This window comes from Ruegeria sp. CG4 (genome assembly GCF_056537185.1).
In genome coordinates this window covers 875,125-898,406 of sequence record NZ_JBQFRB010000001.1, presented here as the reverse complement: position 1 = coordinate 898,406, position 23,282 = coordinate 875,125, and the positions used below count along the sequence as shown (strand labels likewise).

Sequence of the window (23,282 nt, the reverse complement as noted above, 5' to 3'; positions counted from 1 at the left end):
AACTTTGACTGATGTCAATTGAGAACAGACCCGAGTCGGACTAGATAGAGCCCATGTCGATTGCAGCCAAAGCCAACGCCCTCTGGGAATATGCCAACCCGCGCAAGTTTCTTGCCACCAGTGAACGTGTGCTGCCGTTCTTCTGGGTCACCTCGACGGTTTGCATTGTCGTCGGCCTGATCTGGGGGTTTTTCTTTACCCCTGACGACTACAAACAGGGCTCGACCGTCAAGATCATCTATCTGCATGTGCCCGCCGCTTTGATGGCGATCAATTGCTGGCTGATGATGCTGGCGACATCGCTGGTCTGGCTGGTGCGGCGCCATCATGTCAGCGCGCTGGCTGCACGGGCTGCGGCACCGGTCGGAATAGTCATGACACTGATCGCACTGGCAACCGGCGCGATCTGGGGGCAGCCGATGTGGGGAACATGGTGGGCCTGGGATCCGCGCCTGACCTCGTTCCTGATCCTGTTCCTGTTCTATCTGGGCTATGTGGCCCTGTGGGAGGCGATTGAGGACCCTGATACAGCGGCCGACCTGACATCGGTGTTGTGTCTGGTGGGGTCGGTCTTTGCGATCCTCAGCCGCTATGCGGTGAATTTCTGGAATCAGGGTCTGCATCAGGGTGCATCCGTGATGCGCGCTGCAGCTGTGACCGGGGCGGATACCGAAGAGAAGGTCAGCAACATCTATTTCTACCCGCTGCTTTTGTGCATCGTTGGCTTTGTCCTTCTGTTCATCGCGCTGGTGCTGTATCGCGCCGGCACGGAAATCCGGGCGCGCCGGATCAAGGCGCTGCTGGCACGGGAAAGGGTGGGCGGATGATCCCCGATCTTGGTAAATATGCGGATACGGTTTTGTCGGCCTATGCGGCCTCGATTGTCCTTTTGGTTGCCCTGGTCGTGTTCAGCGTGCTGCGCGGACGCAAGGTGCGCGCCGAAATGGAAAAAATCGAACAGAGGATGACGCGCAATGGCTAAGATCTCGCCACTTATGATCGCGCCGCCGCTGATCTTTGGCGCGTTTGCCGTTTTGGCGGGAATCGGGATGTTCCGCGACGACCCCAATGCATTGCCCTCGGCCCGGGAAGGCCAGACCGCGCCGCCCGTCGTCATGACTGAGTTCCCCGGCAAATCCGGCTTCGACGATGCCACCCTGCGCGACGGAGAGGTCAAGCTGGTCAACTACTGGGCCAGCTGGTGCGCCCCGTGCCGGGCCGAACACCCGAATCTGGAGGCTCTGGCGCAGGAAGGCATTCCGATCTACGGCATCAATTACAAAGACCCGTTGGGTAATGCCGAAGCTTTTCTGACCGAACTGGGCGATCCCTACGCCGGGATCGGACGGGATGAGCAGGGGCGTATGGGGTTGGACTGGGGCGTCTACGGCGTACCTGAGACCTATGTGATTGACGGCGAGGGCACCATCATTCTGCGCCATGCCGGGCCAATCACCCAGCGTGTCATCGCAAGCACGATCCGCCCTGCACTGGAGAAGGCGGCAGTGCAATAGGCTGGTAAGCTTGGGCCGACTGCATTCAAAGGCGATACCCGCCTGAGACCGTCAGAACCTCTCCGGTTATGAAGGATGCCGCGTCGGAACACAGAAATCGCACGGCCCCGGCAATATCGCTTGGGGTTCCGGCGCGTCCCAGCGCGGTGTCCTTGACGAATAACTCGGTCAGGTCATCCGGACGTGGTGCCTCGGGGATGTTGATCGCACCCGGCGCGACCGCATTGACGCGAACTCCGGCCGGCCCAAGCTCTTTCGCCATGGCGCGGGTCCAGAGGTTCAGCGCCGCTTTGCTGGCCCCATAGGTGACCGCGTCACGTGGTGGTAGTACCGAATTGACCGAAGATATGCTGACGACGGCCGCCCCCGGATGAAGGTGCGGCAGGGCCGCTGCCAGCAATGCGGCCGGAACCAGAAGGTTCAGATCCAGGATCGCCCGATGGTCTTCCGCTTCAAAATGCTCTTTCGGAGTTGAGGCAACCAGACCGGCGTTGTTCACGATCACATCCAACTGGCCAAAATGATCCAGAACTTGTGCTATGACAGCTTCTGGCTGCTCCTTTTGCGTCAGGTCAGACCGTATTGACAGCAGTTTGTGGTTCGCTTTCAACTGCGTCGGCTCAGTGGAGCGCCATGTGAATGCGACCCGGTGATCTTTTTCCAGTTCCTCGACAATCGCCCGCCCAATTCCCCGTGCGCCGCCCGTAACCAATGCCACTTTTTTCATCTGCTTCTCCTGCCCACACCAGAACGGGGTTAGGGGCAAAAGGCAACTTCTTCTGTTTGAAAATACCCTGTAGAGCGAGGCAATGCCGCGCAAGAAAAAGGCGCCCGCAAAGGGCGCCCTTCAAAAAGCTTTATCTGTCCCGGCTCAGCCTGCTTTGGCCAGGTTCCGCAACACATAGTGCAGCACGCCGCCGTTCTCGATGTATTCAATCTCGGGCGCGGTATCGATGCGGCACTTGAGGGTGATGGTCTTCTCGGAACCGTCACCATAGATGATGGTACAGGGAACCTCTTGCAGCGGCTGGATGGTATCCAGACCGTGGATCGAAACCGTTTCATCCCCCTTCAGACCCAGCGATTTACGAGTATCGCCACCGGTAAACTCGAACGGGATAACGCCCATGCCAACCAGGTTCGAACGGTGAATACGCTCGAAGCTTTCAGCGATCACGGCCTTGACGCCCAACAGGGCCGTGCCTTTAGCCGCCCAGTCACGCGAAGACCCCGCGCCGTACTGCTCGCCGCCAAAGACGACAAGCGGAACGCCCTGTTCCTGATAAGCCATCGACGCCTCGTAGACCGAGGTCTGTTCGCCATCAGGGCCTTTGGTATAGCCGCCTTCGACGCCGTCCAGCATCTCGTTTTTGACGCGGATGTTGGCAAAAGTTCCGCGCATCATGACCTCGTGGTTGCCGCGGCGCGACCCGTACGAGTTGAACTCGCGCGGCTGAACCTGACGGTCCGTAAGATACTTGCCGGCCGGAGTTGTCGTCGCAAAGGAACCTGCAGGCGAGATGTGGTCGGTGGTGATCATGTCACCCAGGATCAGTAGAACCTTGGCGCCATCGATATTCGAGATCGTGCCAGGCTCGGACCCCATGCCCTGGAAGTAGGGCGGGTTCTGAATGTAGGTCGAGGTCGGGGGCCAGTCATAGGTCTCCGCATCGGTGGTCTCGACCGACTGCCACTTCTCGTCGCCCTTGAAGACGTCGGCGTATTTCGACTGGAACGCCTCGCGGGTCACGGTCTGTTCGACCAGTTCCGCAACTTCCTGCTGGGTCGGCCAGATGTCTTTCATGAAGACGTCATTGCCGTCCTTGTCCTGACCAATCGGTTCCGACGTCAGGTCGATATCCATCGTGCCGGCCAGCGCGTAAACGACAACCAGCGGCGGTGAGGCCAGATAGTTGGCACGCACGTCAGGCGAGATACGGCCTTCGAAGTTGCGGTTGCCCGACAGGACCGACGTGGCAACCAGATCGCCCTCGGCAATTGCATCGGACAGCTCTTTCTGTATAGGACCCGAGTTGCCGATACAGGTGGTACAGCCGTAACCGACAAGGTTGAAGCCGATCTGGTCCAGATCTTCCTGCAAGCCGGCGGCTTCAAGATAGGCCGACACAACCTGCGAACCCGGTGCCAGCGAGGTTTTGACCCACGGCTTGCGGTTTAGACCCAGCGCAGCCGCCTTGCGCGCCACCAGACCCGCGCCAATCATCACGTATGGGTTCGAGGTGTTGGTGCACGAGGTGATCGAGGCGATTACGACCTTGCCCGATTCCATGGTGTAGTCTTCGCCTTTGACGGCGACTTCCTTGCCCATTGGACGCTTGAACGTCTCGGCCATTTCCTTGGTGAAAGCGGCCTTGGCGTTGGTCAGTGCGACATAGTCCTGCGGGCGTTTCGGGCCCGAGATCGCGGGAACGATGGTGCCCATGTCCAGCGACAGGGTGTCGGTGTAGATCGGCGCATAGTTCTCATCGCGCCAGAAACCGTTTTCTTTGGCGTAGGCTTCAACCAGTGCGATGCGATCTTCGTCACGGCCGGTGTTGCGCAGGTAGCGCAGCGTTTCACCGTCGATCGGGAAGAAACCACAGGTCGCGCCGTATTCCGGCGCCATGTTGGCGATGGTCGCACGGTCGGCCAGCGGCAGACGGTCCAGACCCTCGCCGTAGAACTCGACGAATTTGCCAACCACGCCTTTTTCACGCAGCATTTCCACGACCTTCAGAACAAGGTCGGTCCCGGTGGTGCCTTCGACCAGATCGCCGGTCAGTTCAAAGCCGATGACTTCGGGGATCAGCATCGAGATCGGCTGACCCAGCATTGCGGCCTCGGCCTCGATCCCGCCTACGCCCCAACCCAGAACGGCCATGCCGTTGACCATTGTGGTGTGGCTGTCAGTTCCGACAAGCGTGTCGGGGTAGGCGACTTCATCCCCATTCTGGTCAGTGTCAGTCCAGACGGTCTGCGCCAGGTATTCCAGGTTCACCTGGTGGCAGATCCCTGTGCCGGGGGGCACAACGCGGAAGTTGTTGAACGCGCTCTGGCCCCATTTCAGGAACTGGTAACGCTCCATGTTCCGCTCATATTCGCGGTCCACATTCATCTGGAACGCGCGCGGGTTGCCGAATTCGTCAATCATCACCGAGTGGTCGATGACCAGATCAACCGGGTTCAGCGGATTGATCTTCTGAGCATCGCCGCCCAGACCCTTGATGCCGTCGCGCATCGCGGCAAGGTCGACCACGGCAGGAACGCCGGTGAAGTCCTGCATCAAAACGCGGGCCGGACGATAGGCGATCTCGCGCGGGTTCTTGCCGCCCTTGGCGCCCCATTCCGCAAAAGCCTTGATGTCGTCGACCGAGACCGAAAAGCCGTCATCTTCGAACCGCAACATGTTTTCCAGCACAACTTTCAGCGCGGCGGGAAGCTTGGAAAAATCGCCCAGACCGGCCTCTTGCGCGGCGGGGATCGAGTAATAGGAAATGGACTTGCCATTCACGCTCAGGCTGCGGCGTGTTTTGGCGGTATCCTGTCCGACTTTGATGGGCATCTAATGGCCTCCCTCTCAAAATGACGTGGATTGTGGGATTCGCTGAGGGGTATCTGCATCACGTTTAGCCTTGGTTCAAGGTCCAACACGACAAGTGCGGCAATTTTTGTATACCATTGCACACATTTTTTACAATTTGGGTGTCACAGGTCTCAAGAAACCTTGATTGGCGGTTGATCTTTGAACGGTCTAAACCTGTCTGGCAACCGACCAAACCGAGGCCGCCATGTTCAGAATGACTATCTTTTCAACGCTTACGTCATTGCTACTGGCGGCACCGGTTCTGGCTGAAAACGATCCCGTCGTTGTAGAACTTTTCACCTCTCAAGGCTGTTCATCCTGCCCGCCTGCGGATCGAATCCTGCATGATCTGGTCAAGCGCGACGACGTCATCGGGCTGGCGTTACACGTCGACTACTGGGACTACATCGGCTGGAAAGACGAATTCGCCGATCCCGATCATACGACGCGTCAACGCGCCTACGCCCGTCAGGGCGGGCGGTCGATGATTTACACACCGCAGATGGTGATAAACGGCCAACAGGACATCGTTGGCGCGCAATTGCGGGAACTGAACCGACTGATTGACGCGCATCTCAAAGCCGCCCCTAAGGCTTCGGTCAATGCCAGCCGGACTGGGAACGACGTTGTTGTGGATGTGACGCCCGTCAATCTACCGGTTGCAGAGACGTATGACGTGCGTGTCGTTCAGTATTCTCCGATGCGACACGCCTCGATCCGCAGGGGCGAGTTGGCGGGACACGAACTGGACTATGCCAATGTTGTCGAATCCTGGCAGAGCGCCGGGCAGTGGGACGGGGTCGCGCCACAGCGGTTTTCGACGGTGTTGACCTCGGACCTTCCTGCGGTTGTGCTGGTGCAGAGAGCGGGGCACGGCCCCATCATTGCAGCGACCAAGGCAGAATGAATTAGGGCATATCTTCCGGCTGAACCCCCAGCCCGTTCCATGTTTTCCAGCGTCGGTGAATCCAAAACCACTGACCCATGTGTTTGCGAACCACGGCTTCAAGATCATCGTTGGTGAACTGGGTCATGGTTTTGGCGTCAGTATGCGGAACAGGATCATGCAGAATGATCTCGAAATCGATCCCGTTCGGCTGGCGCACTGCATAGCATGGGATCAGCACGGCACCATATTTGATCGCCAGTTCCGCATTCAAAACCGAGGTGACGGCCGGTTTGCCGAAAAAAGTCAGTTCTTCTCCGCCATGGGCGTGCAGGTCGGACACGATGGCGATGATCCCGCCTTTTTTGAGCGAACGAACCATTTCGACCATGCCCCGACGACCCTGTTCGAACATCGGCTCACCGGTTTTGTAAAAAGCTTCAACGTATATGTCATTGAAATACGGGTTGGCCATTCGGCGAAACAGGCACCCGATGGGTTTGCCGCTGCGGTTCTGCAACGCGATCCGGGCCGCGAGGTAGTGTCCGAAATGCGCGGTAATCATCATGACCGGTTTGCTTTCGGCCACGGCGGCATCAAAAGCAGCGATGCCGGGACCCGAAATTTTGGCAGCCTTCTGCCGCTCGGAAAAGGCCTCGGGCGAAAAATGCTCCATGATCGCCCGGCCCGCATTGTCGGGAACGGCGCTGCAAATGCGGCGAACCTCGGCATCGGGCAGATCGGGGCATGTCAGTTTGAGGTTGCGACGCACGCGGTTCGTGAAGCCAACAATCGGCGACAGGCCGCGCACAATGGCACCCATTGCCGCAATACGCCGTTCGTACGGCAATAGCCGCATCGTACCGATTACAGCTTTGAGGAAAAGGCTGGTGATATAGTATTTACCAAGCTCAAAGCGGCTCAGTTCCGACTTTTCGACGGGCATGTAGGTGTCTCACCAGATATTCGATTTGCGGGCTCAGACATACAGGTCAGAAACCGCAACCACAAGCGTTCAGCAAATCCAGAGGGATCACCATTGCGTTCCGGTGCGTGGCATTATTGTTCATCGCCTTCTTCTTCGATCAAGGTGATGGCTCCTTCATCCACCAGTGCGCGAATGACACCGACAATCTGCGCCATCGCGTCGTCCGCATCCTTTTGCCTGACCTTGCCCCGTTCACCCATTTCCTCGCGCAGATTTTCCGCCATGCGCGTAGAAATGTTGGAAAGCAGGAATTCGACCGAAGCCCTGTCTTCATCGGCGATTGCGCCCGCCAGTGCGGTCACTAGCACGGGTTGATCGATACCGCGAAGCAGCGCGGGGATGTCCCGCGCAGTGATGCGGGTTGATATGTGGGCAAAGGTAAAGATGGACTGGCGTACCACACTGGCAAAGTCGGAATCCTCTTCATCCAGCGCGGTCAGCAACCCGTCCCGGGTTGTTGCGGCTGACTGGTTCAGGATTGCACCGACGCGGGCGCCGGGGTGGTCCGCAAAGGCCGGTGCAGGGCGCTGATCCAGTTGGGCGGCCAGCGACCATCCAATCCGCTCAACCGCTTCGGGCGTGATGTTGGCCGTTTTGGATACGGCATAGGTTATGCGGCGGGCCACGGGGCCTGGAAGGTGACCAAGCAGTTCTGCGGCCGTGGGCGTATCAAGCTTGGACAACATCACGGCGGCAATTTCGGTGCTTTCCGCTTGCGCCATACTGGCCAGATCTTCGACAGGTATTTCACGAAGGCGCAGCCACGGGTCGCCGATCTGACGCACGCCGGCAACCTTTCGCAATCGCGCTGCCGTTGCCGGTGTAATTTTGCCGTTGACGGCATCCAGAGCGCCTGCCAGCCCGTGCGGGAAGGCCAAGCCGACGCCTTCAAGCGCGCGCGTGAATTCCCGAGCGACCGCATCAAGTGTGACGCGGTCCACCAGACCCATCTGTCCCAGCTGATGGGTCAGTTTCTCCTGCAAGGCGTCCGGGAGTTCTTCCAATGCAATGTCGGCGCCTTCGTTCAGAAGAAGCCGAACGATAACAGCGGCTTTTTGCCGGTTGCTGAGCTGTCGGGGCACAAGACGCGCTGCGTCTTCTTCTTCCCCTTCGATCACCGGCGTCGAAGCAGCCGGAGACATATGTACCAGAGCTTTGGCGTCTTGCATCTGCCCGCGGTCCCAAATTGCGATTCCACGAGCAGATTACGAAGCAACAGGTAAATTTACCCTGAACCTCAGTAGCTGTAGGTCAGCCCGGTGCGGATTGCATCGCGCAGAGAGGTCTCGGCCCATGTGCCTTCGCCGCCCCGTGCCTTGATTTCGCGCCACTGTGCTATGGCAAGATCGGTTTTCCCTTCTGCAACAAAACCCTGCGCCATATAGCTACGGGCAAGGATGTTGTCCGGGTTGGCGGAGATAGCGTATTGATAAAACACGTTGGCCAGTTCCAGTTCGCCCATCTTGCGGTAGGTAAAGCCCCAATAGGTCATGACGCGGTCGTCATTCTGATCCATCACGCGCAATATCGCCTGGGCGTTTTCATACTGGCCATCGTAGGCCAGTTCCCGAACTGCATCATAAAGCTGATCTTCGGTGAAATTGGTTTTGTTCGGTTTGACACAGCGACCGGCCGTCTCGTCATACACGCGCCCGAACAGGCATTTCTTGGTCGTGTTTGTCGGCTTTGGGGGGCTGCTGTCGCCACCACCTGCTGCAAACGCGGCGGGAGCGAGCACAAAAGCCTGAAGGGCAAGTGCTGAAGCTATTACGAGGCGCATATTCCTACTCCGTTTTCAAAGGAACTTGTCAAAAGCATAGCGTGATCTTCAAAAAAGCTAACAATTGACTGATCGCTTTTATTCACAAGCAGGAAAGATTTTTCAGCTGTTGACGATTTTGGTGCAGCTTTGTGTCTCGGTGTCCCAGATTGTGCCGGGTGCGCAGGACTGGGTCTGATTGGTGTGATTGCTGCAGGCAAGTGCGACCGATGCAACGCAGGAAAATGTCAACGCGCAGAGAATGGTTCGAAACATTGGACTCTCCCATCCGGAAAATGCACCTGCAGGATAACCCAATTCCGTCAATCTGGCAAAAAACAAGACCCGGATCGGGGAAGCGACCCGGGTCCTGAAAGAAATCAAACGTCTGCGCTATTCACCAAAGACGCGGGCGAAAATCGTGTCCACGTGTTTGGTGTGATAGCCAAGGTCGAATTTCTCTTCGATTTCCTCGACGCTCAATGCGGCGGTGACGTCGGGGTCTGCCAGCAGCTCTTCTTTGAAATCGGTGCGGTGTTCCCAGACTTTCAGTGCGTTGCGCTGAACCATGGCATAGGCGTCCTCGCGGCTGACGCCAGCTTGGGTCAGCGCCAGCAGCACCCGCTGGCTCATCACAAGGCCGGGGAACCTGTTCATGTTTTCGATCATGTTCTCGGGGAAGATCAGCATCTTGTCGATCACGCCTGTCAGTCGTGCCAGCGCAAAGTCCAGCGTGATTGTCGCATCCGGTCCGATCATGCGTTCGACCGAAGAATGCGAGATATCTCGCTCGTGCCAGAGCGCCACGTTTTCCATCGCCGGGATCACGGCCGCGCGCACCATGCGCGCCAGACCGGTCAGGTTCTCGGTCAGGACCGGGTTCTTCTTGTGCGGCATGGCCGAGGAACCTTTTTGACCCATCGAGAAGAACTCAGCCCCCTCCAACACCTCGGTCCGCTGCATGTGGCGGATTTCGATTGCGATGTTTTCGATGCTGCTGGCGATGACGCCCAGGGTGGCAAAGAACGCCGCGTGACGGTCGCGGGGAATGACCTGCGTACTGATTGGCTCGGGGACCAGACCCAGTTGATCGCAGACATGCTCCTCGACGCGCGGGTCGATATTGGCGAAGGTGCCGACTGCGCCGCTGATCGCGCCCGTGGCAATCTCGGCGCGCGCATCGCGCATCCGGGACAGGTTGCGGTCCATCTCGGCGTAGAAACGCGCGAATGTCAGGCCCATCGTTGTCGGCTCGGCGTGGATGCCGTGGCTGCGACCGATGCGGACAGTGTCCTTGTGTTCGATTGCGCGACGTTTTAGGGCGGCCAGCAGACCTTCGAGGTCGGCGACCAGAATATCTGCGGCGCGGGTCAGCTGCACGTTGAAACATGTGTCCAGCACGTCCGAGCTGGTCATGCCCTGATGGACAAAGCGGGCCTCATCGCTGCCGACATGTTCTGCCAGATGGGTCAGAAAGGCGATGACGTCGTGTTTTGTGACGGCTTCGATCTCGTCGATGCGGGCCACGTCGAATTCCACGTCCTTGGCTTTCCAGACGGCTTCGGCGTTTTCGCGCGGGATCACCCCCAGATCGGCCATGGCGTCACAGGCATGCGCCTCGATCTCGTACCAGATGCGGAACTTGGTCTCGGGCGACCAGATGGCAACCATGTCAGGGCGGGAATAACGGGGTATCATTGGCGGCTGCACCTTTTTGTGTTTGGGATGAGGCGTTGCGCGGGGTTTAGCCGTGCATGCAAAAGGGAACAAGGTGCGAGTGCCGAGATGAGACGGTTTGCCCTGATTTTGATGCTGTGGCCCGGATTTCTGGCCGCAGAGGAGTTCCGCCAGTTGTCGGGCAACGAGATACTTTTCGCCTTGACCGGTAAGAAACTCGACTACGGAGAAGGAGCCTGGCAGACCTTCGACGCCAGTATGCTGACCCAGTATTTTTCGGGCAGGCCCAGTTCGGGCCGCTGGAATGTGCGTGACGACAGGTACTGTTCGCTTTGGCCGCCTTCGGATTTGTGGGCGTGTTACGACGTTCAGGTAAGCGGGCAAAGGGTGCGTTTTGTCGATGACAATGGCGGCGTGACGGAAGGGACCTACGTTGACTGAAGATATGGGTTGGTCAAGTAGCTGAGCGCTGCATATTGAAGACCGTTGCCGCCCGGTTTCCCGAACCATGCGCGCCCTGATGCTGGACAAGTGCCGTTTTGGTGGGCCAAGCTGCGTGAAGTGAAACCAACAGGTTATTGAGATATGCGTATTATTTTGAATTCCGCACTGGCTGCCTGTGCGGGGATGTGGTTGGCATGCATCCCACCCGCATCGGCGGACACACCGGTCACCTATACCGACGACGGGCGCGCGCTGTTCCGGTTTAACGTGCCCGATTTCTGGACATTGCGCACAGGCGGAATTCGGGAAATCGAAGATACGCAACTTGGCGATCCGCGTGCTGTGGCCCGGGTCATGGGGATGCGTCCAGTCACTGACGATAATGTCTGGATGGGTTTTGTGTCGCCGAACGGTGTCAAAAGCATCGCTGACGGGCTGCGTTATCTGGAAGATATCGACAAGTTTCTGGTCAAGGAGCCGACGGTCACAAGTACCAGTGACAGGCGCATCGGCGGTTTGCCCGCACGTGTGATCCGCGGGACAGGCAACAGGGATGGCAGGGGGGTGAACTTTACCGCCACTGTGATCGATCTGCCGCGTGACCGGGTTGCGATCGTCGTCGCAATCCTGCGCAACGGAGCGGATCCGGCCTATGCCGATACACTGAATGCCGTTTTCGCGTCATTCCAGCCTGCGCGGTAAGGAGGTTCAGATGATAAGAAGATTTATCAAACCCTCGGTTCTGGCGCTGGGGCTTGGGGCATCCAGCCTTCTGCTGACGGCATGCGACGGTGTCTCGGTTGGTGTCGGGGTCGGATATGGATATGACCCGTTTTACGACTCGATGCTGTGGAACGACTACTACCACGACGTGGATGTCGATATTGACGTGAACAGGCCAGTCAGACCTGACCGACCGAACCGACCCGGCGGGCAACCACCGACACGTCCAAGGCCACCCGTGGCGAAGCCGCCGGTGACCCGGCCTCCGGCCGCCCGGCCGCCGATTCACCGGCCGGCTCCCCGCCGACGCTAATCAACGGGGCGTTCAGGTCGGAAGCAATTCGGTTGTTATGTGGACGGACGCTTCCAAAGTTCTGTGCACGGGGCATTTGTCGGCGATTTCCATAAGCCGGGTGCGTTGGTCCTGCGTCAGCGGGCCTTCCAGCCGGATTTTTCTGCGGAACAGGTCAACCTTGCCTTCCGTGACAAGCCCGGCATCCTGCGCATGAACCTTGTCATGGCAGACATCGACGCTGACATGGGTCAGCGGCCAGTTCTTGCGCCGCGCATACATGCGGATCGTCATGGACGTGCACGCACCCAGGCCGGATGAGACGAAACCATAGGGCGACATGCCCCGATCCGTACCCCCGTACGAGGCTGGCTCATCCGCGACCGCGTGGTGACGGGGGCCAGCCTGAATATCCTGCAAGAAGCCGGATGGGTCGGCCTCGATCACCCGCACCACACCTTCCGGCGCGCCGGGCGGCGGTGCGGGCGGACACAAGGGTACGTAACGTCCAACCCAGGCCGAGATTACATCGGCGGCGTATTCGGCATCGGAGGCCCGCGTAATTAGGTGATCGGCATCATCGAGGGTGACAAAGCTTTTGGGATGTTTGGCGGCCTGGAAAATCGCACCGGCATTGTCGATGCTCACCGTTTCGTCACGTGGGGCATGCAGGATCAGAAGTGCAGCTTTCAAATCACCGATGGCCGGGGTCAAAGCCGATTCAGATATGTCATCCACAAAGGCTTTTCCGATCCGAAACGGCCGCCCGCCCAGCAGAACCTCGGCCGAACCGTCCTGTTCGATTTCCGGCAACGCGGCTTCGAAATGGTGGGACACGTGCCCTGGATCGGCCGGTGCGCCAAGAGTGACAACAGCCTTGACCGAGGGAATGCCCGCACGTGCCCGCAGAACAGCGGCCCCGCCCAGCGAATGCCCGATCAGCAGGGCAGGAGCCATGTCACGCCCTTCCAGATAAGTCGCCGCCGCGATCAGATCTTCAACATTTGACGAAAAAGTCGTGTTTGCAAACTCGCCTCCAGAATGTCCCAGACCCGTAAAATCAAAACGCAGCACGGCAATGCCCATGACCGCCAGGCGCGCAGAAATGCGCCGCGCGGCAGGGATGTCTTTGGAACAGGTAAAGCAGTGCGCAAAAAGGGCCGTTGCCAAAACCGGCCCGTCGGGCAGGTCAAGGCGGGCTGCCAGTTGGCTGCCATCGTGCCCGGAAAATGTAATGCGTTCGGTTGGCATAAGGAACTCCTTGGTCGTTGGCTTCACAGTGGGCACAGCGACGCCTTATCTCAACCCGCCTGACATGTGCCTCACGCGGAGGTGACAGGAATTCCCGAGTTCTTCTTATGCCAAAAGCATCTGTGAAGGCACGAGAGGCAGAACCTCTCGCAGAATGCCAGGTGACGCGGTCTGGTTGGAAGGTGATCTAAGCCAAACCCATCAGGGCTGGATCAAAGGGATATTTCGTCAGGTTCTCATATCCGTCCTCGGTGATCAGAACCTGATCCTCAAGCTTGATCGAAAAGTCGCCGCCGACTTCTCCGACCGCTGCCTCGACACACAGAACCATGCCCGGTTCAAGCGGGTAGTCGTAGGCACCCGCAACCGCCTGATCCGGATAGGCAACCAGAGGCCATTCATCGCACAGGCCCACGCCATGCATCAGGCAGCCGTATTTCTGGGCCTGGAACTTTTCGTCCAGCCTATGAGCATTGGCCGTCAGTTCGGGGATCGTGACGCCGGGCTTCAGCATTTCCATGTTGGTCATGATATGTTCATGCGCGTGCTGCATGGCATAGATCATGTCGGCGCGCGGCTTCTCATCGCCGATCCACCAGGTGCGGGAAATGTCGATGCAGATCCCGTAGGAACCGATCAGGTCCGTGTCAAAGGCAATGATTTCGTTCTTCCGGGTTACCCGGGGGCCACATTCCTGAAACCAGGGGTTTGTTCGCTGGCCCGAGGCAAGCAGGCGCGTTTCAATCCATTCGCCGCCGCGCCGGATGTTTTCGGCGTGCAAAACAGCCCAGACATCATCTTCCGAGGTCTTGCCGTCACCAACATTGGCGCGGGCGAACTTTTCCATCTCGCCAACAGCGGTTTCACAGGCGTGATTGGCGCAGCGCATGGCGAGGATTTCGTCGGGACCTTTGATGGCGCGGGTCTTTTCGGTGACCTCTTCGCCTTCCATGATCTCGAATCCCTGCGCTTCAAGTGCGCGCAGCCCGTGCAGCATGATCTTGTCCACTGCCAGTCGTTTGTTGCCGCCGCTGTGCTCGTCGATCAGAAGGCGCACCTCGTTCGAGAAAACATCGGCGGCCACGTCCACCTTGTCACCGCGGTCGAAATAAAACAGATCAGCGCCCGAACGCTGTTCACGCACCAATGGATTGAACTTGGACAGAAAGGGAGAGTTCTTGTAATCCCAGATCACCATATAGCCGTCGGCGCATAAGAGAACCGCGCGAAACGGGTTATGTGTATTCCACAGCTGCATGTTGGTGCTGTCGGTGGCGTATCGGATGTTCAGCGGATCGAACATCAGCAACCCGCCGTATCCGCGATCAACGATAGATTGGGTCAGCCGTTTCCATCGATATTCCCGCATCCGGGCCAGATCGGGAAGAACCAGACCCGCTTGTTCCCATTCTGCAAACGCCAATTGGGTCGGGCCGATTTCTATGCGGTCGTTTTCGTTTGGCGTACCGTCACCCAGCGTTGCCCCCTTGGTCGGGTCGATCTTGCGGGTGTCCCGGTAATGCTGATTCATGGCTTCGCTCCCTTTTGGCCCGGCAAAGATGGTCGTACCGTCCCATGCCGTCTTAGTAGTTTGCGACCCATGTTCAGTCGCTTTTGGACCGACAATACCAAAATACGGTGATAGCCCTAGGCCATGACTGAAATACTGCAACAACACATTCCCTATAACCCGCTGGCTGCGAAGCCGCTGCCGGGGATTCGACCCGCACGCCCTGAAGACTGGTTGACCCGCGACGAAGCGTTTGCAGCCCAGATGCGCAGGCGCGAGGATTTGTTGGCAGAGCGACGCGATGATGTTCTGGCACTGGATCCCGGTGCAGAACCGGCTGCGCAGGAATTGCTGGATATGGTGTTGCGGCAGGTTTATCCCGAAGCACCCGATCATGTGATCCGGTCTGACGGGGCAGAAGTGGGTATTGACCGCTCAAGGCCCCTGGATACTTTGTGCCAGCTTGTTCAGGAAGATTTTTGCATTCTGCAGAAACAGGGCGGCGAACATGTTCTGACCGGTGCGATACTGTGTTTCCCGGCCAGTTGGCGACTGTCCGAGAAATTCATGCGTCCGCTGATCGATATTCATCATACCGTCAACAGTTATGATGAAAACGTCGCCAGGCGGGTTCAGCGTCTGTTTGACGGGATTCAGCCGGATCGGCCACTCTGGCGCTTTAACGCGCTGTGGTACGATGACGCCGAGCTGTTTCAGCCCCGCAGCACCAGCGAGCCGCGGAAAATCCGGGATCCGGGAAACACGCCTTTTCTGCGCAGCGAGCGTCAGACCATTCTAAGACTGCCCCAAACGCGCGCCGTTGTTTTCTCGATCCACACTTATGTTCTGGCGGTTGACAGGGTGCTGGAAATGGAAAACCCCGCCTGATGGCGGGGCCTCCTAGGAGGGTCTTCTAGTAAAGTTTCATAGACCTAGGGCACCGGCAACACCTGCAAATGCGCCACTGGAATTAAGGGTCACGATCGCGACCGTAAAAGCCAGAACCTGAGTATTGAGTCGGAAATCCTCGCCCCGGATCAGGTTCACAGCAGCCAGAGAAAGCGCGATCGGTGCCGACATGCTGGCCACGGCCCCGGTCAGGCCCCAACTTGTCAGACGCAGGATGTCGCTGGGCTTTTCATCCTCGTCGGTGGTCGGTTCAATCGGTGCGTGGGCCTGTTGATCCGTCTGATCTGTTCTGAACGCGATGCTCAGCAATTGATCGTCCGACAACTGGATCGGCCTTGCGTTCGGTTTCGGTACCGCGGCTTCCGGCTGGTAATGATCTGCGGTATTCGAGGTGCTGACGCCTGCAAACGGGCCGGTTACGGACTGAAATATCTGTTTTCTGTCCCTGGGTTTGCTTGGCATTAGCGTGTCAAACGCGCTCATGAACTGTTCGATGGTCAAAACCGCGTTGGGCGAAAGCCACTCCACGCGCTGGGTCGAGCAGATGTCGACCATGCGATACAGGATCACAACCAGCATAAGCTCGGAAATTTCGCTGTCATCCAGCAAAGCTGACACCGGTGAGACCGAAATGACCAGACGGTTCTTTGGTCGTGTTACCGGCGGTCTGGGTATCGTTTTGAGGCCCGCAGTGCGGTCCAGCCGGTCGAAACGGTCGTCGACCCCGTTCAATTCCGTATCCAGTGTCAGACGAACCAAATACTGGCTTGAGACGATGCTGGCCTCGGTGCCGCTGAGCAGTGACTTTCGCTCGATCAGATGACCATAGTCTTCCAGCGTCGCCGCGACGATATTGCCAAAGCGTTCGATCGCGCCCTTGGTCTCACCGTCAAATTGCAGACCGCCATGATAACTGTGCTTCCGACTCACCGCGCATTCCTTTGTCGCTTTCTGTCTGAGACCGCAGACTAGCGGGTGATCTGGGGGAGAATTTGACGAAAATGCAAAAAAAATCAATTTTCGAGGGATTGATTACGCTTTGGAAACCAAGAGACTAGGGGAAAATTCGGGCATCTGTGGCGACAATGTGGCCAAAGTTGGGATCGCCTGTGTTGGAACCTTGTTTCGCCTATTGGTCGATTCGCTGCCCCATGATTGCTATGGATTGCTGATAGACCGAGGCGGCATTCCACTGCTGGATAACCGCAAAATTGGGCTGCCCTTTCTGATAGCCCCGGCCGGGTTTCCACCCTTTCTTGCGAAGAAAATTCGCGGTCGAAGCCAGGGCGTCGGTCATGTTGTAAAAGTCCACCCGACCGTCACCCGTCGCATCGACACCATAGGTCAGGGCATTCCCCGGCAGGAACTGCGTGTGGCCCAGCTCGCCATGTTTTGCCCCTTTTGTCGCCATCGTGACGCTGCCCTGATCCACCAGTTTCAATGCCCCGATTGCGTGCGGAATGAAGAATTCGGAACGGCGACAATCATAGGCCAGTGTCGTTATTGCGGAAACAACCTGGCTGTCGCCCATGAAGTTTCCAAACCCTGTTTCCATGCCGTGAATGGCGATCAGAACACCGGCAGGTACGCCGTATTGCCGTTCAAGCGCGGCGTAAAACTGCGGGTTGCGGGACTTTCGCTTGCGTCCCTGCGCGACAATCGTGTCGGCGCCGCGCACCTGCATGAACTTGTCCAGCGAGTATTTGAAACTTTTCTGGTTACGATCTGCTGAAATTGTTCGCGTGGCGTATTGCGTCTGGGCCAGTGCCTGCAGCCCTTTCTTTTTTACACCCGCGCGCCGCGCCTGTTTGGCGAAATCTGCCTTCCATACCTCAAACCCGCTGCCGGTGTTGCCGCAAGGCGCGGAGAGTGCCAGGGACGGCAGGGACAAGGCACAGAATATCGCCGTTGCAAGTCGAAGCATGAAACCTATCCAATAACTTGAAACTCTGGGGCAGCGTACGCGCCATGCGGGAAATGGCAAACGAAATCCCGGGACGGGTCAGTAAAGGTCCAGTTCTCCGGCCTCTTTGAGGCTTTCAAACCACTGTTCCGGCGTGGCGTCGATTCTGGCGTGTTTGACCATCATCGCGTTCATATTGGGTAGATGAGATGAATCCGGCCATTCTTCGGGTTGCCAAAGGTGAGAGCGGACGATGCACTTTGGGCAATGGGCAAAAATCGTCTGGATATGGATCAGTAGTGCCAGCTTTGGTGCTTTGCCGCTCATGGTCATACCGCTCAGCAAATCCGGATCGGCGCAAAGCCGGGCCGTGCCGCGCAATCGCAATGTTTCCATTTTCCCGGGGACCAGAAAGATCACACTCACGCGTGGGTCATGCAGGATGTTATGAAACGTATCCACTCGCTTGTTGCCGGGGCGATCCGGGATAGCGATCAGAGTGTCAGACAGGATTTCGACAAACCCCGCGGGATCGCCGCGGGGCGAGATATCAAGGTGACCGTCGGGATTGGCCGACGCGATCAGGCAAAACGGTGAGGTGCCGATGAAATCGCGGCACATCTGATCCAATGCCGGTATTTCCTTGGCAACAATCTGCGGCAGGGGCGCACCGGTAATCTGTTCCAGTTCGTCCGCAGACGTAATGAAATGCGAATAAGGTGAAAAAGGCGCGTCACTGGCGGGCATGAGATTTCTCCGCTGGGATCTGTGGCCCGAGTGTGAAAGATCACTCGCAATCCGTCAAATCCAGTGCGGCGACAAGAAAAGGGGCGCCCGATGGACGCCCCCTTTGCGAGAATTTTCGTCGAAAGTTCCTGATCAGCAGCTGTAGTACATGCCGTATTCAACCGGATGCGGCGTGTGCTCGTAGGTTTCGACCTCTTCCATCTTCAGCGCGATGTAGCCGTCGATCTGGTCTTTGGTGAACACGTCGCCCTGCAGCAGGAAGTCATGATCGGATGCCAGAGATTCCAGAGCTTCGCGCAGCGAGCCGCAAACGGTCGGGATGTCGGCCAGTTCTTCGGCAGGCAGATCGTACAGGTTCTTGTCCATGGCTTCGCCCGGATCGATCTTGTTCTTGATGCCGTCCAGACCGGCCATGAGCAGCGCGGCAAACGCCAGGTAGGGGTTTGCAGCCGGATCGGGGAAGCGGGCCTCGACGCGCTTGGCTTTCGGGCTTTCGGTCCATGGAATACGGATGCAGCCCGAACGGTTGCGTGCCGAATAGGCGCGCAGAACAGGTGCCTCAAAGCCCGGGATCAGACGCTTGTAGCTGTTGGTCGACGGGTTGGTGAAAGCATTCAGGGTCTTGGCGTGTTTCAGAATACCGCCGATGTACCACAGGGCTTCGTCTGACAAGTCGGCGTATTTGTCGCCTGCGAACAGCGGCTTGCCTTCTTTCCAGATCGACATGTTCACGTGCATGCCGGTGCCGTTGTCGCCATAGATGGGCTTGGGCATGAAAGTTGCCGACTTGCCATAGGCATGTGCCACGTTGTGAATGACGTACTTGTACTTCTGCAGCTCGTCCGCCTGTTTGGTCAGGCTGTTGAAGATCAGACCCAGTTCGTGCTGGCACGAGGCAACTTCGTGATGGTGCTTGTCGACCTTCATGCCCAGACGCTTCATGGTCGACAGCATTTCCGAACGCAGGTCCTGCGCCTCGTCGATCGGGTTCACCGGGAAGTAACCGCCCTTGACGCCCGGACGGTGGCCCATGTTGCCCATTTCGTATTCGGTATCAGTGTTCCAGGCCGCGTCGGTTGCATCAACTTCGAACGATACCTTATTCATTGTATTGGAATAACGGACATCATCGAACAGGAAGAATTCGGCTTCGGGGCCCATATAGGCCACGTCACCAACGCCGCTGGCTTTCAGATAGGCTTCGGCCTTCTGTGCGGTGCCGCGCGGGTCGCGGCCATAAGCTTCGCCGGTGTCAGGTTCAACGATCGAGCAGTGCAGGCACAGCGTTTTTTCGGCGTAGAACGGATCGATATAGGCCGATTCAGTGTCGGCGATCAGTTTCATGTCCGAGTTTTCGATCGACTTCCAGCCAGCAATCGAGGAGCCGTCGAACATAAAGCCTTCTTCCAGGAAGTCTTCATCGACCAGATCCACATCGACGGTCACGTGCTGCAACTTGCCCCGCACGTCGGTGAAGCGGATGTCGACGTAGGCGACGTCTTCTTCGCGGAGAGTTTTGAGAACTGCTTCTGCGCTCATTCCCTTGGTCCTTCTGATAGATATGTCAGGATATTCGGTTGATTTACAGGGCGTCCGAGCCGGTCTCGCCGGTACGGATGCGGATGGCTTGTTCGACGGGTGAGACAAAGATCTTGCCGTCGCCGATCTTGTCGGTTTTGGCGGCATCCACGATGGCTTCGATGGCCGCGTCGACCTGATCGTCGTCCAACACCACCTCGACTTTTACCTTCGGCAGGAAGTCGACCACATACTCCGCGCCGCGGTAGAGTTCGGTATGGCCCTTCTGACGGCCGAACCCTTTAACCTCGATGACACTGAGGCCCTGGACGCCAACGTCCTGCAGCGCCTCTTTCACTTCGTCCAGTTTGAACGGTTTGATGATCGCTTCGATCTTCTTCATCCCGGCCTCCTAATCTGCTTGTCAGGTTGGCAGTGATCACGTCTAAGATCGCTGGGCAATCTGATTGCGAAACGGACCGGTTGCTTGTGCGTAGAATTTCAGCGAGCGGTTAAATTTTCATCGAGTTGCACAAAATGTAATCGAAATTGAATCGCGCGGGAGATGAGATGACGGATTTGCTGACGGCGGCGCAGATGCGGGCGATTGAACTGGCTGCGATTGAATCGGGCGAGGTTACCAGTCTGGAACTCATGGAACGCGCCGGGCAGGGCGTTGTTGAGGCGATTTTTGAGGAATGGCCCGATCTGGCAAAAACGTCCGGTCGCGCATTGGTGTTGTGCGGGCCGGGAAACAATGGTGGTGACGGGTTTGTCGTTGCCCGGTTGTTGAAAGAGTGGGGCTGGGAGGTTGAGGTGTTTCTGTACGGCGACGCCGCAAAACTCCCGCCTGACGCACGAAGAAACTTTGAGCGGTGCCAAGGCAAGTCCGACGTCAGTGTCCGAAAGATCGATACGCTTGCAGATGACAATCTCAATTTCCCTTCAGACCTAGACCTGGTAATTGATGGATTGTTCGGAACCGGGCTGACGCGACCGTTTCTGGGCGGCTTCTCCTTGTTGGCAAATGAGCGGGTAAGGGACCTGTCGTCAGGACGCGGCTTGCGGGTGGTTGCAATCGATATTCCCAGCGGCTTGTGCGCCGACAGTGGGCGCGTGCTGGGAAATGTGATCCAAGCGGATCTCACCGTAACTTTTCACGACATGAAGGTTGGTCACATGATCGGCGAAGGCCCCGCCAATTGCGGTGTGGTTCGGACAAAGTCGATCGGCCTTGAGCGAAAAAAAGACAATCGAATTGTTAAGCTGGTTTCGGAAAAGAGTTTTCGGGTCTCGAAGGAACCGAAGGATCACAAATACTCTTATGGCCATGCCCTGATCCTGTCCGGCGGACCGGGCAAAACCGGCGCCGCGCGGTTGGCCGCGCGGGGCGCGTTGCGGATTGGGGCAGGGCTGGTGACAATTGGTGTGCCCCCGGCCGCGCAGTTGGAAGTTGCCGCACAGGTCACCGCTGTCATGTTGCAACTGGCTGAAGGGGCCGACGAGCTTTCCCGGGTGCTGAAGGACGGGCGACTGAATGCATTGTGCCTTGGACCGGGAATGGGGCTGGATCGCGCTCGTGACTTGGTGCCGGCGGCACTGTCGGCAGGGCGCTCAACCGTTCTGGATGCAGATGCGTTGACGGCGTTTTCAGAGGACCCCAAGGCATTGTTCGATCATTTGCATGAGACCTGCGTTCTGACACCACACGGGGGCGAGTTTGCCCGGCTGTTTCCGGATATTGCACAAAAGTTGGAAGAAGTTCCCGACAAAGGCCCGGCATATTCCAAGGTTGACGCAACCCGTGATGCTGCCGAGCGGGCAGGATGCGTGGTTCTGTTCAAGGGGCCGGATACTGTGATCGCGGCGCCGGACGGGCGGTGTTCCATAAGCTCGGCGTTTTATGACCGATCGGCGCCATGGCTGGCCACGGCAGGGGCCGGAGATGTTCTTGCAGGCTTCATCACCGGATTGATGGCGCGAGGGCTTGGGCCGATGCAGGCCGCAGAAGCTGCTACGTGGTTGCATGTGGAATGTGCGCGGCAATTTGGCCCCGGACTGATTGCCGAGGACCTGCCCGAGCAGTTGCCAAATGTTTTGAAATAGTTGAATGTTTGATTGTCTGCGCGGTGGGTCGCCGAAAAGCTGGCTGATCGGCGTAATTTTGCCAGCGGCGTTGACGAAAATGCACAGCAAGTGTTTGCCAGTTGCATGGCTGATTGGCAGAATTTTCTTGCAGACTACCTTTGACTGCTGAAAGTCAGATTTAAGCGGTTGAAATTATTGAGTATAAATCTCTGCCTTGGGCTCTCGATGTGGCTAATATGCAATGCTTCTACTGTCTGAAATGCCGGCTATTGGAACCTCAGATTTTCGTGAACAAATGGGCGGGACGTGAAACCAGAACCCCATCATGGTGACAGATATGACTAAGATTCTCAGAAACTCATCAATAGCCGCGATTTTGGCGGCAACAGGCGCGATACCAGCTGCTGCTGAGTTGAAATATGAAAATAACAGCGGCGGATATGTGCATCTATACGGACAGTTCCACCCCGCTCTTGTTTCGGTGGACGACGGCCAGGATACCGAGACACGTGTTCTGGACAACGACCTGTCCAACAGCCGGGTCGGTCTGCGGTTGATGCAGCCTTATGGCAGCAACGAGTTCATGTTCTGGTTGGAAACCGGCCTGGGCTTGCCCAGCACAGGGACGGCCAACCAGTTCGGCACCAACAACAACGGATGGTCGCGCGAAGACATTCGCCACGTCGATTTCTCGCTTAAGGGGGGGTACGGAAAGTTCTCGGCTGGTCAGGGCAGCATGGCATCAGATGGGGCCGCAGAAGTTGATCTGTCTTATGTCGGGACCGCTTTGTATTCGTTCACCAACGATGAAAACGGAGCGTTCTTCTATCGTGATCCCACAGGCACACTGAGCACGATTACAGTGGGCGACTCGTCCAGCAACTTTGACGGGGCGCGTCGCGGGCGCATCCGCTATGACACGCCGGATTTCAACGGGTTCTCGGCGGCAATTGCCTATGGTCAGAACATTCTGTCCAGCAGCGATGACGACGACTACTATGACATCGCGGTTTCCTACGGCAATACGTTCTCCAACGGCGTCGAGTTCGCCGCTAGCATCGCCTATGCCGTGCGCGATTTTGACAACTCATCCGGTGAGCGGAAAGACACGATCGGGTCAGCCTCGGTTCTGCTGCCCAGCGGGTTCAGCTTTACCGCTGCCCTTGGTTCGCGCGATGACACCTCATCCGGTGCAAGCGATCCGGACTATTGGTACACCAAGCTGGCGTATGAAGGAGACTGGGTGTCCTGGGGCAAAACCGGCGTCGGTATCGACTATTTCGACGGGTCGGATTTTGAGAACAGCGGTTCAAGCACCAAGTCCTGGGGTATTGCCATCGTTCAGCGGTTCGACAGCATCAACACCGACGCATATCTGAAGTACCGCAACCACGATTTCGACGACACGATCAGTTTCGACAAAAACGAAGCGTGGGTTCTGGGCGCGCGCTGGCGGTTCTGATCCTGCTTCTGAGACAAGCATGCGCTCC

The 23,282-nt window shown here is 57.6% G+C and carries 24 protein-coding genes; 10 read left to right on the top strand and 14 right to left on the bottom strand.

From position 1 onward, the window contains the following. The first annotated feature begins 53 nt into the window (after nucleotides 1–53). From ACR0J2_RS04475 to ACR0J2_RS04465, 3 genes are read left to right on the top strand one after another with little or no spacing between them, the layout of a single operon-like run. Nucleotides 54–827 (top strand): heme ABC transporter permease, encoded by a 774-nt coding sequence (locus tag ACR0J2_RS04475; RefSeq protein WP_480713610.1) that lies wholly within the window; start codon nucleotides 54–56, stop codon nucleotides 825–827. Continuing rightward, nucleotides 824–982 (top strand): heme exporter protein CcmD, encoded by a 159-nt coding sequence (gene ccmD / locus ACR0J2_RS04470; RefSeq protein WP_170610199.1) that lies wholly within the window; start codon nucleotides 824–826, stop codon nucleotides 980–982. Before ACR0J2_RS04475 ends, ccmD begins: the two co-directional genes overlap by 4 nt. Further along, nucleotides 975–1,514, top strand: a complete 540-nt coding sequence (locus ACR0J2_RS04465; protein ID WP_170610201.1) for a DsbE family thiol:disulfide interchange protein — start codon at nucleotides 975–977, stop codon at nucleotides 1,512–1,514. Before ccmD ends, ACR0J2_RS04465 begins: the two co-directional genes overlap by 8 nt. 25 nt (nucleotides 1,515–1,539) lie before the next feature. Here ACR0J2_RS04465 and ACR0J2_RS04460 read toward each other — a convergent pair whose 3' ends face one another. Beyond that, a complete protein-coding gene (locus tag ACR0J2_RS04460; protein ID WP_480811771.1) occupies nucleotides 1,540–2,241 on the bottom strand; it encodes an SDR family NAD(P)-dependent oxidoreductase in 702 nt (233 codons plus the stop codon). A gap of 144 nt (nucleotides 2,242–2,385) precedes the next feature. Continuing rightward, nucleotides 2,386–5,076, bottom strand: coding sequence for an aconitate hydratase AcnA (gene acnA / locus ACR0J2_RS04455; protein WP_480811770.1), 2,691 nt, complete (start codon nucleotides 5,074–5,076; stop codon nucleotides 2,386–2,388). A 235-nt stretch (nucleotides 5,077–5,311) separates the two neighbouring features. Between acnA and ACR0J2_RS04450 the strand changes: the two genes are divergently transcribed. Further along, complete coding sequence (locus ACR0J2_RS04450; protein ID WP_480811769.1) at nucleotides 5,312–6,004, top strand: DUF1223 domain-containing protein; 693 nt, start codon at nucleotides 5,312–5,314, stop codon at nucleotides 6,002–6,004. A gap of 1 nt (nucleotide 6,005) precedes the next feature. On the opposite strand, the gene ACR0J2_RS04445 is transcribed toward ACR0J2_RS04450, so the two are convergent. From ACR0J2_RS04445 to purB, 5 genes are all read right to left on the bottom strand, one after another. Next, nucleotides 6,006–6,929, bottom strand: a complete 924-nt coding sequence (locus tag ACR0J2_RS04445; protein ID WP_480811768.1) for a lysophospholipid acyltransferase family protein — start codon at nucleotides 6,927–6,929, stop codon at nucleotides 6,006–6,008. A gap of 113 nt (nucleotides 6,930–7,042) precedes the next feature. Beyond that, the gene (locus ACR0J2_RS04440; RefSeq protein ID WP_480812031.1) at nucleotides 7,043–8,113 is read right to left on the bottom strand and encodes a flagellar motor switch protein FliG; all 1,071 of its coding nucleotides are present in this window, start codon (nucleotides 8,111–8,113) and stop codon (nucleotides 7,043–7,045) included. A gap of 95 nt (nucleotides 8,114–8,208) precedes the next feature. After that, nucleotides 8,209–8,751, bottom strand: coding sequence for a tetratricopeptide repeat protein (locus ACR0J2_RS04435; protein ID WP_480811767.1), 543 nt, complete (start codon nucleotides 8,749–8,751; stop codon nucleotides 8,209–8,211). A 102-nt stretch (nucleotides 8,752–8,853) separates the two neighbouring features. Continuing rightward, the gene (locus ACR0J2_RS04430) at nucleotides 8,854–9,006 is read right to left on the bottom strand and encodes a chitin-binding domain-containing protein (RefSeq protein ID WP_170610212.1); all 153 of its coding nucleotides are present in this window, start codon (nucleotides 9,004–9,006) and stop codon (nucleotides 8,854–8,856) included. A gap of 117 nt (nucleotides 9,007–9,123) precedes the next feature. Beyond that, nucleotides 9,124–10,428, bottom strand: a complete 1,305-nt coding sequence (gene purB, locus ACR0J2_RS04425) for an adenylosuccinate lyase (protein WP_321252292.1) — start codon at nucleotides 10,426–10,428, stop codon at nucleotides 9,124–9,126. A gap of 87 nt (nucleotides 10,429–10,515) precedes the next feature. On the opposite strand from purB, the gene ACR0J2_RS04420 reads away from it, so the two are divergent. The 3 genes from ACR0J2_RS04420 to ACR0J2_RS04410 all read left to right on the top strand — a co-directional run bounded on the left by ACR0J2_RS04420 (nucleotide 10,516) and on the right by ACR0J2_RS04410 (nucleotide 11,887). Continuing rightward, nucleotides 10,516–10,848 carry a hypothetical protein gene (locus tag ACR0J2_RS04420; protein ID WP_480811766.1) on the top strand — a complete coding sequence of 111 codons (333 nt, stop codon included), beginning with the start codon at nucleotides 10,516–10,518 and terminating at the stop codon, nucleotides 10,846–10,848. Between the two features lie 144 nt (nucleotides 10,849–10,992). Continuing rightward, complete coding sequence (locus ACR0J2_RS04415) at nucleotides 10,993–11,553, top strand: hypothetical protein (protein ID WP_480811765.1); 561 nt, start codon at nucleotides 10,993–10,995, stop codon at nucleotides 11,551–11,553. Between the two features lie 10 nt (nucleotides 11,554–11,563). Beyond that, entirely contained in the window at nucleotides 11,564–11,887 is a 324-nt protein-coding gene (locus tag ACR0J2_RS04410) for a hypothetical protein (protein WP_480811764.1), read from the top strand. A gap of 12 nt (nucleotides 11,888–11,899) precedes the next feature. Here the strand turns inward: ACR0J2_RS04410 and ACR0J2_RS04405 are convergent, their stop codons facing one another. Beyond that, nucleotides 11,900–13,117: a bifunctional alpha/beta hydrolase/OsmC family protein gene (locus tag ACR0J2_RS04405; protein ID WP_170610221.1), complete on the bottom strand. Its 1,218-nt coding sequence runs from the start codon at nucleotides 13,115–13,117 to the stop codon at nucleotides 11,900–11,902. Nucleotides 13,118–13,304: 187 nt separating this feature from the next. Then, nucleotides 13,305–14,648: a dimethylsulfonioproprionate lyase DddP gene (dddP, locus tag ACR0J2_RS04400; RefSeq protein ID WP_170805468.1), complete on the bottom strand. Its 1,344-nt coding sequence runs from the start codon at nucleotides 14,646–14,648 to the stop codon at nucleotides 13,305–13,307. A 123-nt stretch (nucleotides 14,649–14,771) separates the two neighbouring features. Here dddP and ACR0J2_RS04395 point away from each other — a divergent pair, with 123 nt between their 5' ends. Then, on the top strand, nucleotides 14,772–15,515 hold the full coding sequence (locus ACR0J2_RS04395; protein WP_480811763.1) for a heme-dependent oxidative N-demethylase family protein: 744 nt from the start codon (nucleotides 14,772–14,774) through the stop codon (nucleotides 15,513–15,515). Between the two features lie 36 nt (nucleotides 15,516–15,551). Here ACR0J2_RS04395 and ACR0J2_RS04390 read toward each other — a convergent pair whose 3' ends face one another. From ACR0J2_RS04390 to ACR0J2_RS04370, 5 genes are all read right to left on the bottom strand, one after another. Beyond that, a complete protein-coding gene (locus ACR0J2_RS04390; protein ID WP_480811762.1) occupies nucleotides 15,552–16,466 on the bottom strand; it encodes a hypothetical protein in 915 nt (304 codons plus the stop codon). A 199-nt stretch (nucleotides 16,467–16,665) separates the two neighbouring features. Further along, entirely contained in the window at nucleotides 16,666–17,460 is a 795-nt protein-coding gene (locus ACR0J2_RS04385) for a lytic murein transglycosylase (RefSeq protein ID WP_170676410.1), read from the bottom strand. 78 nt (nucleotides 17,461–17,538) lie between these two features. Further along, complete coding sequence (locus ACR0J2_RS04380; protein WP_480811761.1) at nucleotides 17,539–18,186, bottom strand: MSMEG_1061 family FMN-dependent PPOX-type flavoprotein; 648 nt, start codon at nucleotides 18,184–18,186, stop codon at nucleotides 17,539–17,541. Between the two features lie 132 nt (nucleotides 18,187–18,318). Beyond that, a complete protein-coding gene (glnA, locus tag ACR0J2_RS04375) occupies nucleotides 18,319–19,725 on the bottom strand; it encodes a type I glutamate--ammonia ligase (protein WP_170610233.1) in 1,407 nt (468 codons plus the stop codon). Nucleotides 19,726–19,768: 43 nt separating this feature from the next. Beyond that, complete coding sequence (locus tag ACR0J2_RS04370; RefSeq protein WP_108800222.1) at nucleotides 19,769–20,107, bottom strand: P-II family nitrogen regulator; 339 nt, start codon at nucleotides 20,105–20,107, stop codon at nucleotides 19,769–19,771. A gap of 167 nt (nucleotides 20,108–20,274) precedes the next feature. Between ACR0J2_RS04370 and ACR0J2_RS04365 the strand changes: the two genes are divergently transcribed. Both ACR0J2_RS04365 and ACR0J2_RS04360 read left to right on the top strand, forming a co-directional pair. Then, nucleotides 20,275–21,810, top strand: a complete 1,536-nt coding sequence (locus ACR0J2_RS04365) for an NAD(P)H-hydrate dehydratase (RefSeq protein ID WP_480811760.1) — start codon at nucleotides 20,275–20,277, stop codon at nucleotides 21,808–21,810. 319 nt (nucleotides 21,811–22,129) lie between these two features. After that, a complete protein-coding gene (locus ACR0J2_RS04360; RefSeq protein ID WP_170676416.1) occupies nucleotides 22,130–23,254 on the top strand; it encodes a porin in 1,125 nt (374 codons plus the stop codon). The last annotated feature ends 28 nt before the right edge of the window (nucleotides 23,255–23,282 follow it).

What these genes read in the sequence shown, in the direction of transcription:
- dddP (WP_170805468.1), bottom strand. Translation starts at nt 14,648, where the DNA reads ATGAATCAGCATTACCGGGACACCCGCAAGATCGACCCGACCAAGGGG.
- ccmD (WP_170610199.1), top strand. Translation starts at nt 824, where the DNA reads ATGATCCCCGATCTTGGTAAATATGCGGATACGGTTTTGTCGGCCTAT.
- ACR0J2_RS04420 (WP_480811766.1), top strand. Translation starts at nt 10,516, where the DNA reads ATGAGACGGTTTGCCCTGATTTTGATGCTGTGGCCCGGATTTCTGGCC.
- ACR0J2_RS04430 (WP_170610212.1), bottom strand. Translation starts at nt 9,006, where the DNA reads ATGTTTCGAACCATTCTCTGCGCGTTGACATTTTCCTGCGTTGCATCG.
- ACR0J2_RS04445 (WP_480811768.1), bottom strand. Translation starts at nt 6,929, where the DNA reads ATGCCCGTCGAAAAGTCGGAACTGAGCCGCTTTGAGCTTGGTAAATAC.
- ACR0J2_RS04450 (WP_480811769.1), top strand. Translation starts at nt 5,312, where the DNA reads ATGACTATCTTTTCAACGCTTACGTCATTGCTACTGGCGGCACCGGTT.
- ACR0J2_RS04460 (WP_480811771.1), bottom strand. Translation starts at nt 2,241, where the DNA reads ATGAAAAAAGTGGCATTGGTTACGGGCGGCGCACGGGGAATTGGGCGG.
- ACR0J2_RS04440 (WP_480812031.1), bottom strand. Translation starts at nt 8,113, where the DNA reads ATGTCTCCGGCTGCTTCGACGCCGGTGATCGAAGGGGAAGAAGAAGAC.
- ACR0J2_RS04465 (WP_170610201.1), top strand. Translation starts at nt 975, where the DNA reads ATGGCTAAGATCTCGCCACTTATGATCGCGCCGCCGCTGATCTTTGGC.
- ACR0J2_RS04405 (WP_170610221.1), bottom strand. Translation starts at nt 13,117, where the DNA reads ATGCCAACCGAACGCATTACATTTTCCGGGCACGATGGCAGCCAACTG.
- ACR0J2_RS04360 (WP_170676416.1), top strand. Translation starts at nt 22,130, where the DNA reads ATGACTAAGATTCTCAGAAACTCATCAATAGCCGCGATTTTGGCGGCA.
- ACR0J2_RS04365 (WP_480811760.1), top strand. Translation starts at nt 20,275, where the DNA reads ATGACGGATTTGCTGACGGCGGCGCAGATGCGGGCGATTGAACTGGCT.
- ACR0J2_RS04380 (WP_480811761.1), bottom strand. Translation starts at nt 18,186, where the DNA reads ATGCCCGCCAGTGACGCGCCTTTTTCACCTTATTCGCATTTCATTACG.
- ACR0J2_RS04475 (WP_480713610.1), top strand. Translation starts at nt 54, where the DNA reads ATGTCGATTGCAGCCAAAGCCAACGCCCTCTGGGAATATGCCAACCCG.
- ACR0J2_RS04370 (WP_108800222.1), bottom strand. Translation starts at nt 20,107, where the DNA reads ATGAAGAAGATCGAAGCGATCATCAAACCGTTCAAACTGGACGAAGTG.
- ACR0J2_RS04415 (WP_480811765.1), top strand. Translation starts at nt 10,993, where the DNA reads ATGCGTATTATTTTGAATTCCGCACTGGCTGCCTGTGCGGGGATGTGG.
- acnA (WP_480811770.1), bottom strand. Translation starts at nt 5,076, where the DNA reads ATGCCCATCAAAGTCGGACAGGATACCGCCAAAACACGCCGCAGCCTG.
- ACR0J2_RS04395 (WP_480811763.1), top strand. Translation starts at nt 14,772, where the DNA reads ATGACTGAAATACTGCAACAACACATTCCCTATAACCCGCTGGCTGCG.
- ACR0J2_RS04435 (WP_480811767.1), bottom strand. Translation starts at nt 8,751, where the DNA reads ATGCGCCTCGTAATAGCTTCAGCACTTGCCCTTCAGGCTTTTGTGCTC.
- glnA (WP_170610233.1), bottom strand. Translation starts at nt 19,725, where the DNA reads ATGAGCGCAGAAGCAGTTCTCAAAACTCTCCGCGAAGAAGACGTCGCC.
- ACR0J2_RS04410 (WP_480811764.1), top strand. Translation starts at nt 11,564, where the DNA reads ATGATAAGAAGATTTATCAAACCCTCGGTTCTGGCGCTGGGGCTTGGG.
- ACR0J2_RS04385 (WP_170676410.1), bottom strand. Translation starts at nt 17,460, where the DNA reads ATGCTTCGACTTGCAACGGCGATATTCTGTGCCTTGTCCCTGCCGTCC.
- purB (WP_321252292.1), bottom strand. Translation starts at nt 10,428, where the DNA reads ATGATACCCCGTTATTCCCGCCCTGACATGGTTGCCATCTGGTCGCCC.